Source organism: Pseudomonas sp. LARHCG127 (assembly GCF_052871455.1).
The window spans coordinates 1-13,375 of record NZ_JBIXJT010000020.1 but is presented as its reverse complement, the minus strand read 5'-3'; the positions used below and the strand labels follow the sequence as shown (position 1 = coordinate 13,375).

The following is a 13,375-nucleotide window of genomic DNA, read 5'->3' as shown; positions in this document are numbered from 1 at the left end:
GTGCGCCCCGACCGGATGCGCACCTGCCCGGTGTGCCGTTTGGGTCACTACCTATTGCGGGGTCGAGAGATGTCAGTCGCCAACAGCCTTATCGAAGCACAGCCGGCGCGGGTCAGCCCCGTGCCGGCCGAGACGCTCTACCAGTTCAATGAATCGCCACTGCTGGCTCGCCAGAGTCGGCAGGAGTCCAATGCCCGCAGCTATCCACGGCGGATTCCCCTGGCCCTCAAGCGCGCCAAGGGGTTGTACGTCGAGGACGTCGAAGGCCGCACCTTCATCGATTGCCTGGCCGGGGCCGGCACGCTGGCGCTGGGGCATAACCACCCGGTGGTGATCGAAGCGATCCAGCAGGTGTTGGCCGATGAGTTGCCGTTGCACACCCTGGACCTGACCACGCCGGTCAAGGACCGGTTCGTCCAGGATCTGTTCGGCCTGTTGCCGGCGCCGCTGGCTGCCGAGGCGAAGATCCAATTCTGCGGCCCCACCGGGACCGACGCGGTGGAAGCTGCCCTCAAACTGGTGCGCACCGCCACCGGACGCAGCACCGTGCTGTCGTTCCAGGGCGGTTACCACGGCATGAGCCAGGGCGCATTGAGCCTGATGGGCAGCCTGGGACCGAAGAAGCCCTTGGGCGCCTTGCTCAGCAATGGCGTGCAGTTCATGCCGTATCCCTATGATTACCGCTGCCCGTTCGGGCTGGGCGGTGCCGAGGGCGTCAAGGCCAATCTGCATTACCTGGAAAACCTGCTGCACGACCCGGAGGCAGGCGTGCAATTGCCAGCGGCGGTCATCGTCGAGGTGGTGCAGGGTGAGGGCGGCGTCATTCCCGCCGACCTGGACTGGCTGCGCGGCTTGCGGCGAATCACGGAACAGGCCGGGGTGGCGTTGATCGTCGACGAAATCCAGAGCGGCTTCGGCCGTACCGGCAAAATGTTTGCCTTCGAACATGCCGGGATCATCCCCGACGTGGTCGTGCTGTCCAAGGCCATCGGCGGCAGCCTGCCGCTGGCGGTGGTGGTTTACCGCGATTGGCTCGACACCTGGCTGCCCGGCGCTCACGCCGGCACCTTTCGCGGCAACCAGATGGCCATGGCCGCCGGTTCCGCAGTGATGCGCTACCTGCAAGAGCACGACCTGCCGGCCCATGCCGCGGCCATGGGCGAACGCTTGAGCGAGCACCTGCACATCCTCCAGCGGGACTTCCCGCAACTGGGCGATATCCGCGGTCGCGGGCTGATGCTTGGCGTTGAACTGGTTGATCCGGCGGGTAAGCGGGACGCCCTGGGCCATCCGCCGGTACACGCACAGCTGGCGCCACGCCTGCAACGCGAATGCCTCAAGCGCGGGCTGATCCTGGAACTGGGCGGTCGGCAGGGTAGCGTGGTGCGGTTCCTGCCACCGTTGATCATCACCCGGGCGGAAATCGACCGGGTCGCCGAAATTTTCGGGCGAGCCCTGCAGGCGGCGATCACCGATCGTTAATTTTCACCCGACCCTATACGTTCCTTTCATATCCTGGCTGCGCATGTGATGCAGCGAACCTCGAGCATAGATGGAGAGACACCCATGACTTCAGTATTCGACCGCGAGGACATCGTCTTTCAGGTCGTGGTCAACCACGAAGAACAGTATTCGATCTGGCCAGACTATAAGGCCGTGCCCGAGGGCTGGCGCACCGTTGGCAAGAGCGGGTTCAAGAAGGAATGCCTGGCCTACATCGAAGAAGTCTGGACCGACATGCGCCCGCTGAGCCTGCGCAAGAAGATGGAAGAGCAGGCGGCTGCGGCCCACTGAATCCAGAACCTGTAGCAGCAAGGAAGCTTTCCACAGGAGGGCTGCGGGGGGAATGCAAATCCTGCAGTCACACCAGACCCCCTGTGGGAGCGAGCTTGCTCGCGATGGCGGCGGATCAGCAATATCGATGCTGCTGACACTCCGCCATCGCGAGCAAGCTCGCTCCCACAGGGTCCGGTCGGTGTTATAGCTATTGCCCAATCAGAAAATCAATCAACGCCCGTGCCGCCGCCGGCAATTGCCGATGGGGCGGATAGATGATTGAAAACGGTCGGCTACGCCCGCCAACGTCTTCCAGCAACACCACCAGTTCCCCGCGCTCGATTCGCTCCCGGACGATGAATTCATAGGTCTGGCAGATTCCCATCCCGGCCTGGGCCAGGGACACGATGCCCAATACATCGTCGGACACCTGGACATTGCCCGCCGGCAGCCATTCCCGATCTTGCTGGTTTTCGCGAAATAGCCAAGGTGCGATGCGTCCGCTGCTGGGCATCACGAAGGGCAGGCAGGCGTGGGCCGCCAGTTCATCGACGTGCCGGGGCGTTCCGGCGCGTGCCAGGTAGTGCGGCGCGGCCACCAGGCAAAGGCGGGCGTCTTCGAGCTTGCGGCCGACCAGCCCGCTGTCCGGCAATGGCCCGAGACGGATCGCCAGGTCATACCCCTCGGCCACCAGGTCGACATTGCGGTTGGTAATGCTCAGCTCGACCCGAACCTGTGGAAAAGCCTGGACGAAACGCGACAGCAGCGACGGCAGGCGGTAATGGCCGTAGGTGGTCGGCACGCTCAGGCGCACGCGACCGGTCAGGACGCCGTCCTGGCCTTGGATTCGCCGCTCCGCATCGTCAATCAGGGCAAAGGCCGAGCGCGACTGTTCCAGGTACAACGTGCCGGCATCGGTCAGGTTCAGCCGCCGGGTCGTACGACGCAACAACTGCACGCCGAGCCGGGCTTCGAGGCGGGAGATGGCGCGGCTCAGGACCGAAGGCGTGGTTCCCAGCGCCACGGCGCCGGCGCTGAGGGTGCCTTTTTCCACGGCCGTGACGAAGGCTTCCACGTCGGCCAGATGATCGAATCGACGGGGCATTGTTGCCTCCAGGGCCCAAGTGATGTTCCGGGAAGCCAGTTTATCGCCGGTAAGCGCATCAATACAGTGAGCGCATCTTTTATCGAAGCGTCCTGGAGTCATCATGAAAAAGCTCACTACCTTGGCAACGTCTGTCGTTCTGGCGGGCATCAGCGTCGCGGCCCATGCCGATAACGTGCTGGTGGTCCTGTCGGACGCCGATCATCTGGACCTGAAAAATGGCCAGGTCTTCTCCACCGGGTTCTACCTCAACGAATTGCTGCAACCGGTGAAACTCTTGCTGGAGGCGGGTCACCAGGTAACGTTCGCAACGCCCGAGGGCAAGGTGCCGACGCTGGACCTTTCCTCGGTGGACAAGATGTATTTCAACAATGACTCGGCGGAGCTGGAGCGTTACCAGGCGTTGTTGGCGCAGTTGAAGATCACGTCGGCCAAGGACTCACCGGTGATCAGCCTGGCCCTTGTCGAGCAGATCGGCCTGGACCGGTTCGATGCCCTGTACATCCCGGGCGGACATGCGCCGATGCAGGATTTGCTCACGAGCGCGCCGCTGGGGCGGGTGCTGACGCATTTTCATGGCAAGGGCAAGACCACCGCGCTGGTCTGCCATGGCCCGATCGCGTTGCTGTCGACCATGACCGATGCCCAGGGCTTCGTTGGCCAGTTGGCGGCCAAAGGCCAGGCCTCGGCCAAGGCCGGCTGGATCTATGCCGGGTACAAGATGACGGTGATCAGCAATCAGGAGGAAGAATTGGCCAAGGGGCTGCTAGGTGGCGGGAGCATGAAATTCTACCCGCAGAATGCGTTGGAGCAGGCGGGCGGCCAATACAGCAGCAACACATCACCCTGGACGTCCCATGTGGTCATGGATCGTGAGTTGATCACCGGCCAGAACCCGGCGTCGGCGCTGGAAGTGGGGAAGGTGTTGGTCGAGCGGTTGAAACACTGATCCAGGAACACCACGGATTCCCCTGTGGGCGATTCCCTTGTGGGAGCGAGCTTGCTCGCGATTGCGGCTCGTCAGCAGCATTGGTGTTGGCTGACACTCCGCTATCGCGAGCAAGCTCGCTCCCACAGGGTTTTCCCACAGGTTTTAGTGGTGTAGCGGGTTTACTTGAACCGCCGCTCCACCCCTTTCTCCACCAGGATCTTCGCCGAAATCTCTTCCACAGAAAAATGCGTGGAGTTGATATGGGGAATGTTCTCCCGCCGGAACAGGTTTTCCACCTCGCGCACTTCGAACTCGCACTGGGCGTAGCTTGAATAACGACTGTTGGGCTTGCGCTCGTTGCGGATCGCGGTGAGGCGGTCCGGGTCGATGGTCAGGCCGAACAGCTTGTGCTGGTGGGCGCGCAGGGCGCTGGGCAGTTGCAGGCGCTCCATGTCGTCTTCCGTCAATGGATAGTTGGCCGCGCGGATGCCAAATTGCATCGCCATGTACAGGCACGTCGGTGTCTTACCACAACGCGACACACCCACTAGGATCAGGTCGGCCTTGTCGTAATAATGCGTGCGGGCGCCGTCATCGTTGTCCAGCGCGAAGTTGACCGCCTCGATCCGCTCCATGTAGTTGGAGTTGTGGCCAATGGAATGGGACTTGCCGACCGAGTAGGAAGAATGCTCGCTCAGTTCCTGTTCCAAGGGCGCCAGGAAGGTGGAAAAAATGTCGATCATGAAACCATTGGACGTTGCGAGAATCTCACGGATGTCCTGATTGACGATGGTATCGAAGATGATCGGGCGGAAACCGTCGGTTTCGGCGGCTTTATTGATTTGCTGTACCATGGCCCGCGCCTTGTCGACGCTGTCGATGTACGGACGTATGAATTTGGCGAAGGTAATGTTTTCGAACTGTGCCAACAGGCTTTGGCCTAGCGTTTCGGCCGTGATGCCGGTGCCGTCGGAGATAAAGAAAGCAGATCGTTTCATTTGCGCCTTGGGCCTTAAGCTAGTGAGCTAGTGACGATTCTTGGATATGATAGGCGCGATTTGCCGGCCACCATTGGCCCGCATTCTCACTTATTTTCCAGGTCCAGGCCATATCGCCGGCAAGCGCTCCCCTGGAGCCGCCGGTGCCTTGAGCTTTTCCAACACAGTTAGTGGAGAGATCACCTTGGTAGAGTACGTAGTTTCCCTCGATAAGCTCGGCGTCCATGATGTGGAGCATGTGGGGGGCAAGAACGCATCCCTGGGCGAGATGATCAGCAACCTCGCCGGTGCCGGCGTATCGGTGCCAGGTGGCTTCGCCACGACCGCCCAGGCTTATCGTGATTTCCTGGAACTGAGCGGCCTGAACAAGCAGATCCACGATGCGCTCGATGCCCTGGACGTCGACGACGTCAATGCCCTGGCCAAGACCGGTGCCCAGATCCGCCAATGGATCATGGAAGCCGAATTCCCCGAGAAACTGAACGCCGAGATCCGCACCGCTTTCGCCAAGCTGTCCGAAGGCAATCCTGACATCGCCGTCGCCGTGCGTTCCTCGGCCACCGCCGAAGACCTCCCGGATGCCTCCTTCGCCGGCCAGCAGGAAACCTTCCTGAACATCCGTGGCGTGGAAAACGTCATCCGCGCCGCCAAGGAAGTCTTCGCCTCCCTTTTCAACGACCGTGCCATTTCCTACCGCGTGCACCAGGGCTTCGACCACAAATTGGTCGCCCTCTCCGCCGGTGTGCAGCGCATGGTCCGCTCCGAAACCGGCACCGCCGGCGTGATGTTCACCCTCGACACCGAGTCGGGCTTCCGTGACGTGGTGTTCATCACCGGCGCCTACGGCCTGGGTGAAACCGTCGTGCAAGGCGCGGTGAACCCGGATGAGTTCTACGTTCACAAAGGCACGCTGCAAGCCGGTCGCCCGGCCATCCTGCGCCGCAACCTGGGCAGCAAGGCCATCAAGATGATCTACGGCGACGAAGCCAAGGCCGGTCGCTCGGTGAAGACCGTCGACGTGGACAAGGCCGAGCGCGCGCGTTTCTGCCTGACCGACGCTGAAGTCAGCGAGCTGGCCAAGCAGGCGATGATCATCGAGCAGCACTACAAGTGCCCGATGGACATCGAGTGGGCCAAGGACGGTGACGACGGCAAGCTGTACATCGTGCAGGCCCGTCCGGAAACCGTGAAGAGCCGCACCCAGGCCAACGTCATGGAGCGCTACTTGCTCAAGGAAACCGGCACCGTGCTGGTGGAAGGCCGGGCCATCGGCCAGCGCATCGGCGCGGGCAAGGTGCGGATCATCAAGGACGTCTCGGAGATGGACAAGGTCCAGGCCGGCGACGTATTGGTATCCGACATGACCGACCCGGACTGGGAACCGGTGATGAAGCGCGCCAGCGCCATCGTCACCAACCGCGGCGGGCGTACCTGCCACGCGGCAATCATTGCCCGTGAACTGGGAATCCCGGCAGTGGTCGGTTGCGGCAACGCCACCCAACTGCTCAAGGACGGCCAGGGCGTGACTGTTTCCTGCGCCGAAGGCGACACCGGCTACATCTTCGAGGGCGAACTGGGCTTCGACATCAAGAAGAACTCCGTGGACGCCATGCCGGAGCTGCCGTTCAAGATCATGATGAACGTCGGCAACCCGGATCGTGCCTTTGACTTCGCGCAGTTGCCGAACGCCGGCGTGGGCCTGGCCCGCCTGGAGTTCATCATCAACCGCATGATCGGCGTGCACCCCAAGGCGCTGCTGAACTACGACGGCCTGCCCCAGGACATCAAGGACAGCGTCGACAAGCGCATTGCCGGCTACGACGATCCGGTCGGTTTCTACGTCGAGAAGCTGGTGGAAGGCATCAGCACCCTGGCGGCGGCGTTCTGGCCGAAGAAGGTCATCGTGCGCCTGTCGGACTTCAAGTCCAACGAATACGCCAACCTGATCGGCGGCAAGCTCTACGAGCCGGAAGAAGAGAACCCGATGCTGGGCTTCCGGGGTGCGTCGCGCTACATCAGCGAATCGTTCCGCGATTGCTTTGAACTCGAATGCCGCGCCCTCAAGCGCGTGCGCAACGAGATGGGCCTGACCAACGTCGAGATCATGGTGCCGTTCGTGCGGACCCTGGGCGAAGCGAGCCAGGTGGTTGACCTGCTGGCGGAAAACGGCCTGGCCCGTGGCGACAATGGCCTGCGCGTGATCATGATGTGCGAGCTGCCGTCCAACGCCATCCTGGCTGAAGAATTCCTTGAGTTCTTCGACGGTTTCTCCATCGGTTCCAACGACCTGACCCAGCTGACCCTGGGCCTGGACCGCGATTCCGGGATCATCGCCCACCTGTTCGACGAGCGGAACCCGGCGGTCAAGAAGCTGCTGGCCAATGCCATTGCCGCCTGCAACAAGGCTGGCAAGTACATCGGCATCTGCGGCCAGGGCCCTTCGGACCACCCGGACCTGGCCAAATGGCTGATGGAGCAGGGCATCGAAAGCGTTTCGTTGAACCCGGACTCCGTGCTGGAAACCTGGTTCTTCCTGGCCGAGGGTCAGGCGGCGGTCTGATCGAGTGAAGGGGCCTGATCGACTAAAGCCCGTCAGTTAGTCGCAGAACCTGTGGGAGCGGGCTTGCTCGCGAAAGCGGTGCGTCAGACAACATCCATGTTGACTGTTCCGCCGTCTTCGCGAGCAAGCCCGCTCCCACAGGGGGCTCAACTGATGGGCATTATCCGGGCCCCTTTTGATTGAAGTAGGGCGGGCTCCACAAGGAAGCCGCCCTTTTTTGTGCAAGAAGATTATGCAAAGCAGCAGCAACCTCTTTCCTGTCGCCCTGATCAGTGCCGAGCGGCGCGGTGATCTGAGCGAAGACGTCTATCGCTTGAAACCCGGCAACAGCCCGGACGCCAGCGTCGAACTGGCCGTCACGCGGCTGGGCATGGCTGATCCCGGCGAAACCCGTGGTGTCCCGGTGATTTTGTTGCACGGCAGTTTTTCCAATCGGCGTTTCTGGTATTCGCCCAAAGGCCTCGGCCTGGGCGCGTACCTGACGCGCCTGGGATTCGATGTCTGGATTCCCGAAATGCGCGGCCATGGCTTATCCCAGCGTAACCAGGGTTATCGCCACAATCGGGTGGCTGACTACGCCCGTTACGACCTGCCGGCCATCGGCGCCTTCGTGCGTGAGCAGAGCGGACAAGTGCCCCATTGGATCGGTCATTCCCTGGGGGGCATTACCCTGGCGGCAGCCTTGGGCGGCCACTACCTGGGCGAGCCCGCAGTGGCGTCGGCGGCATTTTTTGGCACCCAGGTCAGCCGCACCTACTGGCCGCTGAAGATCCCGCCGGTGGAATGGAGCGGCCGCTTCATCCTCAAGCGCTTTGCCCAGTTGTCCGGTTCAAGGCTCAAGCGCGGCCCCGAGGACGAGCCCATTGGCCTGGCCCTGGAAAGCATGCGCTGGTACGGCCTGTTCGGGCGTTTCGGCGATGCCGAGAAGAACTGGTGGGCCGGCTTGGCCGATGTCCAGTTGCCGGTGCTGGCGGTGAGTGCCACCGGCGATCACCAGGACCCGACTTGGGCGTGCCGCAAACTCTTCGACCAGATCGGTTCCACGCACAAGCAGTTTGTCTGCCTGGGTCGGGGACAGGGTTTCACTGACGATTTCGGTCACGTCGAGATGCTGGTCAGCAAGGCCGCCCACCTTGAGGTCTGGCCGCTGGTGGCTCGTTGGCTCGAGGATCAGCAGGCGCCCTTGCTGGGTGAACAGCCGCAGTTGGCCGAGGCGGTTTGAGGCGAAGGCTCTGACAAGGGCATTTCGCTCTGGTCTGCTTGCGGCTAAGATATGACGCTTCAAGCGGTTCCGGTCACAAACGGTTGCACATTCAATCTGACGTTCCAGCCTTTCAGGAGTTGTTCGATGAACCATTACCTCACGCCCGACCTGTGCGACGCCTACCCGGACCTGGTGCAGGTGTTGGAGCCGATGTTCAGCAATTTCGGTGGCCGCGATTCCTTCGGCGGCGAAATCGTGACCATCAAGTGCTTCGAGGACAACTCGCGGGTCAAGGAGCAGGTTGAACTCGATGGCAAGGGTAAAGTGCTGGTTGTGGATGGCGGCGGGTCGCTGCGCCGGGCCCTGCTGGGTGACATGTTGGCCGAGAAAGCGGCTAAGAATGGCTGGGAAGGCCTGGTGATCTATGGCTGCATCCGCGACGTCGACGTCATTGCCCAGACCGACCTCGGGGTCCAGGCCCTGGCCAGCCATCCGATGAAGACCGACCGGCGTGGTGTCGGCGAGCTCAATATAGCAGTGACCTTTGCTGGCGTGACGTTCCGCCCGGGCGAGTATGTCTATGCCGACAACAACGGCGTGATCGTTTCGCCAAGCCCACTGAAGATGCCTGAATAAAGCACCGCAGCCATAAGGGATGAGGATGTTCGAGGAAGAAAACGCGCAATGGGGGCTGGTGCATGCCCTGGTGCTGGACGGTAAAGGCGGCGCGCGTTCCATAGCCCGGACCGAACTCGACGATTTGCAGCTGAAGGCCCACGAAAGCCTGTGGCTGCACTGGGATCGCAGTCATCCGCAAACCCACACCTGGCTGCGCAAATCCAGCGGCCTGAGCGAATTCAACTGCGACCTGCTGCTGGAAGAGAACACCCGGCCGCGGTTGTTGCCGTTGCCCAACGCCGAACTGCTGCTGTTCCTGCGCGGGATCAACCTCAACCCGGGCGCCGAGCCTGAAGACATGGTCTCGGTACGGATCTTCGCGTCTGCCCAGCGAGTGATCTCCCTGCGCCTGCGGCCGTTGCGCGCCACCGATGAACTGTTGGCGCAACTGGCCGAGGGCAAGGGGCCCGAGAACGCTTCCGAACTCATCCTTTATATGGCGCAATACCTCACCGACAAGGTGCAGGACCTGGTCACTTGCCTCTCGGAAATCGTCGATGGCGAGGAAGAAAAACTCGACGCCGACGAACGGTATGCCCCCGAGCATGACGCCATTTTGCACATCCGTCGAAGGGCTGCCGGACTCAAGCGATTCCTGGCGCCACAGCGAGATATCTTCGGCCAGATGTCGAGGATCAAGTTGCCCTGGTTCGTCGAGGACGATGGCGACTATTGGAACGAATTGAACAACAGCCTGACCCGTTATCTCGAAGAGCTGGAATTGACCCGAGAGCGCGTGGGGCTTGTGCTGGAGGCCGAAGACCGGCGCCTGTCGGTGCGCATGAACCGCACCATGTACCGCTTCGGCATCATCACCGGGATTTTCCTGCCGATGAGTTTTCTCACCGGCCTTTTAGGTATCAACGTCGGTGGCATTCCGTTTTCCGAAAGCCCCTACGGTTTCATGGTCGCGTGCCTGCTGATGATCTGCGTCGCGACGGGGCAGTGGTGGTTGTTCCGCCGTTTGCGCTGGGTGTGATGGGGTTTCATGTGACCCGACGAAATGTGATCGCGTCTTCCACAGACATCACGAGAGGTGCGTATGCACGATCCGTTTGAACAGTCTTTGCGCGACATGCTCAAGGCTTCGCCGTCCAGCCGGGACGACGACGCATGCTTGGGGCGTGTACTGAAAACCGCCAACCGCCAGGTCGGCGCGGGCGATCTGTTCAGCCTGCTGGGCCGCTGGTTGCCCGCGCTGATGATCGCCCTGAATAATGGATCGGCCCATGTCTCGCCGGTTTCCCGCCGTAAACCTGTTACTCGCACCGCTGATAAGGCTGATTGAATATGGAACTTGATCTCTGGACCCAGAGCCTCGTCACGGCAATGACTGCGTTGTGGACCAAGGTAGCTAACTTCATCCCGAACCTCTTCGGCGCGCTGGTGGTGCTGTTGCTGGGTTTTGTCGTGGCCAAGTTGCTGGACACGCTGCTGTCCAAGCTGCTCGCCAAGCTGGGTCTCGATCGCCTGATGGGCGGCACCGGCCTGACCAAGCTGCTGTCCCGTGGCGGCATCCAAGTGCCGATCTCGACCCTGGTCGGCAAGATCGTGTATTGGTTCGTATTGCTGATTTTCCTGGTTTCCGCAGCAGAATCCCTTGGCCTTGAGCGAGTTTCGGCTACGCTCGATATGCTTGCATTGTATTTGCCGAAGGTTTTTGGTGCCGCGCTGGTGTTGCTGGTCGGTGTCCTGCTGGCGCAACTGGCCAATGGGCTGGTGCGCGGTGCGGCCGAAGGCGTCGGGCTGGATTATGCCGCTGGCGTGGGGCGTATCGCCCAGGGCCTGGTGATTATCATCAGTATTTCGGTGGCGATCAGCCAGTTGGAGGTCAAGACTGACCTGCTCAACCATGTGATCGTGATTGTATTGATAACCGTTGGTCTGGCGGTTGCGCTGGCAATGGGATTGGGAAGCCGGGAGATCGCCGGTCAGATTCTTGCGGGAATCTATGTGCGTGAATTGTATGAGGTTGGGCAACAAGTGCGTGTTGGCGAGGTCGAAGGCCAGATCGAAGAGATCGGCACGGTGAAAACCACATTGCTGACCGAGGAGGGCGAACTGGTGTCGCTTTCCAATCGGATCTTGCTGGAACAGCATGTGAGTAGCCGCTAACCCGGCAAATCCTGCTAATGTATGCCGCCGCGAAATGCCTGCTAGCCCAGGCTGCGGCGCACATTGACCTAGACTGTCGGCCCGACTTGTTTTGAACAAACCCCAATCGCTATCCACGCGCTACGACCCCCGTGATCTCTCCGATGAGGAGTTGGTCGCGCGCGCGCATACGGAGCTGTTTCACGTAACACGCGCCTATGAAGAGTTGATGCGTCGTTACCAGAGAACTTTATTTAACGTTTGTGCGCGCTATCTCGGGAACGATCGTGATGCTGACGATGTCTGTCAGGAGGTGATGTTGAAGGTGCTGTATGGCCTGAAGAACTTCGAGGGGAAATCGAAGTTCAAGACATGGCTTTATAGCATCACGTACAACGAATGCATCACGCAGTATCGCAAGGAACGGCGAAAGCGTCGCTTGATGGACGCGTTGAGCCTGGACCCTCTCGAGGAAGCGTCGGAAGATAAGGCGCCCAAGCCCGAGGAAAAGGGTGGACTCGATCGCTGGCTGGTCTATGTAAACCCGATCGACCGGGAAATTCTGGTGCTACGATTTGTCGCAGAGCTGGAATTTCAGGAGATCGCAGACATAATGCATATGGGTTTGAGCGCGACAAAAATGCGTTACAAGCGCGCTCTTGACAAATTGCGTGAGAAATTTGCAGGCATTGCTGAAACTTAGTTCGGCGCAAATATCTCTTACGTGTAGGCAAGTTCTGATAGACTTGCCGCCGAGTTGTCCCCCGGTTTGCGGGACTGCTTCACAATCACCAGATGGGGATTTAACGGATGAAACTGAAAAACACCTTGGGCTTTGCCATTGGTTCTTTGATTGCTGCCACTTCGTTCGGCGCTCTGGCACAAGGCCAAGGCGCAGTTGAAATCGAAGGCTTCGCCAAGAAAGAAATGTTCGACAGCGCTCGTGATTTCAAGAACAACGGCAACCTGTTCGGCGGTTCGGTTGGTTACTTCCTGACCGACGACGTTGAACTGCGTCTGGCCTACGACGAAGTGCACAACGCACGCACCGAAGACGGCACTAACGTTAAGGGCGCGAACACCGCTCTGGACGCTCTGTACCACTTCAACAACCCAGGCGACATGCTGCGTCCTTATGTTTCGGCCGGTTTCTCCGACCAGAGCATCGACCAGAATGGCAGCAACGGTCGTAACCGTTCTACCTTCGCCAACGTTGGTGGCGGCGCCAAGCTGTATTTCACTGACAACTTCTACGCCCGTGCTGGCGTTGAAGCTCAGTACAACATCGACCAGGGCGACACCGAGTGGGCTCCTAGCGTTGGTATCGGTGTGAACTTCGGTGGCGGCTCCAAGCCAGCTGCTGCTCCAGTTCCAGCACCTGCTGAAGTCTGCTCCGACAGCGACAACGATGGCGTGTGCGACAACGTCGACAAGTGCCCTGACACCCCAGCCAACGTAACTGTTGACGCTGATGGCTGCCCAGCTGTTGCTGAAGTCGTTCGTGTTGAGCTGGACGTCAAGTTCGACTTCGACAAGTCGGTCGTTAAAGAAAACAGCTATGGCGACATCAAGAACCTGGCTGATTTCATGAAGCAGTACCCATCCACCACCACTACTGTTGAAGGTCACACTGACTCCGTCGGTCCTGACGCTTACAACCAGAAGCTGTCTGAGCGTCGTGCAAGCGCCGTTAAGAACGTTCTGACCAACCAGTACGGTGTTGAATCGTCCCGCGTTCAGTCTGTTGGCTACGGCGAATCCCGCCCAGTTGCCGACAACGCCACTGACGCTGGTCGTGCAGTTAACCGTCGCGTAGAAGCGCAGGTTGAAGCTCAAGCTAAGTAATTAGCCTACAGCTTTGGAAAAGCCCGGCCTCGGCCGGGCTTTTCTTTGCCTGCGATTTATGGAGATGGGTGGAACACAAGACCTGTGGGAGACCTGTGGGAGCGAGCTTGCTCGCGAGGCGGCCTCTTCGGTCATACCCCGATCCATTGTGGGAGCGAGCTTGCTCGCGATGGCGGTGTGTCAG

At 60.4% G+C, this 13,375-nt stretch carries 13 protein-coding genes; 11 read left to right on the top strand and 2 right to left on the bottom strand.

All coding sequences use genetic code 11. The features are described from left to right. The first annotated feature begins 69 nt into the window (after positions 1-69). Both ACIPQ1_RS25840 and ACIPQ1_RS25835 read left to right on the top strand, forming a co-directional pair. A complete protein-coding gene (locus ACIPQ1_RS25840; protein WP_186705311.1) occupies positions 70-1,482 on the top strand; it encodes an aspartate aminotransferase family protein in 1,413 nt (470 codons plus the stop codon). A gap of 84 nt (positions 1,483-1,566) precedes the next feature. After that, entirely contained in the window at positions 1,567-1,794 is a 228-nt protein-coding gene (locus ACIPQ1_RS25835; RefSeq protein WP_063322270.1) for an MbtH family protein, read from the top strand. Between the two features lie 190 nt (positions 1,795-1,984). On the opposite strand, the gene ACIPQ1_RS25830 is transcribed toward ACIPQ1_RS25835, so the two are convergent. Then, the gene (locus tag ACIPQ1_RS25830) at positions 1,985-2,881 is read right to left on the bottom strand and encodes a LysR family transcriptional regulator (RefSeq protein ID WP_411386905.1); all 897 of its coding nucleotides are present in this window, start codon (positions 2,879-2,881) and stop codon (positions 1,985-1,987) included. Positions 2,882-2,984: 103 nt separating this feature from the next. On the opposite strand from ACIPQ1_RS25830, the gene ACIPQ1_RS25825 reads away from it, so the two are divergent. Next, on the top strand, positions 2,985-3,830 hold the full coding sequence (locus ACIPQ1_RS25825) for a type 1 glutamine amidotransferase domain-containing protein (RefSeq protein ID WP_446533336.1): 846 nt from the start codon (positions 2,985-2,987) through the stop codon (positions 3,828-3,830). A gap of 161 nt (positions 3,831-3,991) precedes the next feature. Here ACIPQ1_RS25825 and ppsR read toward each other — a convergent pair whose 3' ends face one another. Further along, positions 3,992-4,810: a posphoenolpyruvate synthetase regulatory kinase/phosphorylase PpsR gene (gene ppsR / locus ACIPQ1_RS25820; protein ID WP_003199510.1), complete on the bottom strand. Its 819-nt coding sequence runs from the start codon at positions 4,808-4,810 to the stop codon at positions 3,992-3,994. 184 nt (positions 4,811-4,994) lie between these two features. Between ppsR and ppsA the strand changes: the two genes are divergently transcribed. The 8 genes from ppsA to ACIPQ1_RS25780 all read left to right on the top strand — a co-directional run bounded on the left by ppsA (position 4,995) and on the right by ACIPQ1_RS25780 (position 13,191). Further along, positions 4,995-7,370 carry a phosphoenolpyruvate synthase gene (gene ppsA / locus ACIPQ1_RS25815; protein WP_186705308.1) on the top strand — a complete coding sequence of 792 codons (2,376 nt, stop codon included), beginning with the start codon at positions 4,995-4,997 and terminating at the stop codon, positions 7,368-7,370. A gap of 232 nt (positions 7,371-7,602) precedes the next feature. Continuing rightward, complete coding sequence (locus tag ACIPQ1_RS25810) at positions 7,603-8,592, top strand: alpha/beta fold hydrolase (RefSeq protein WP_446533337.1); 990 nt, start codon at positions 7,603-7,605, stop codon at positions 8,590-8,592. A 126-nt stretch (positions 8,593-8,718) separates the two neighbouring features. After that, complete coding sequence (rraA, locus tag ACIPQ1_RS25805; protein WP_207965835.1) at positions 8,719-9,210, top strand: ribonuclease E activity regulator RraA; 492 nt, start codon at positions 8,719-8,721, stop codon at positions 9,208-9,210. A gap of 25 nt (positions 9,211-9,235) precedes the next feature. After that, entirely contained in the window at positions 9,236-10,231 is a 996-nt protein-coding gene (locus ACIPQ1_RS25800) for a zinc transporter ZntB (RefSeq protein WP_446533338.1), read from the top strand. Between the two features lie 63 nt (positions 10,232-10,294). Then, a complete protein-coding gene (locus ACIPQ1_RS25795; RefSeq protein WP_014337331.1) occupies positions 10,295-10,540 on the top strand; it encodes a hypothetical protein in 246 nt (81 codons plus the stop codon). A 2-nt stretch (positions 10,541-10,542) separates the two neighbouring features. Further along, entirely contained in the window at positions 10,543-11,367 is an 825-nt protein-coding gene (locus tag ACIPQ1_RS25790; RefSeq protein ID WP_003199523.1) for a mechanosensitive ion channel family protein, read from the top strand. Positions 11,368-11,458: 91 nt separating this feature from the next. Beyond that, positions 11,459-12,049 (top strand): RNA polymerase sigma factor SigX, encoded by a 591-nt coding sequence (gene sigX, locus ACIPQ1_RS25785; protein ID WP_003183614.1) that lies wholly within the window; start codon positions 11,459-11,461, stop codon positions 12,047-12,049. Between the two features lie 107 nt (positions 12,050-12,156). Further along, positions 12,157-13,191 (top strand): OmpA family protein, encoded by a 1,035-nt coding sequence (locus ACIPQ1_RS25780; RefSeq protein WP_250965642.1) that lies wholly within the window; start codon positions 12,157-12,159, stop codon positions 13,189-13,191. The last annotated feature ends 184 nt before the right edge of the window (positions 13,192-13,375 follow it).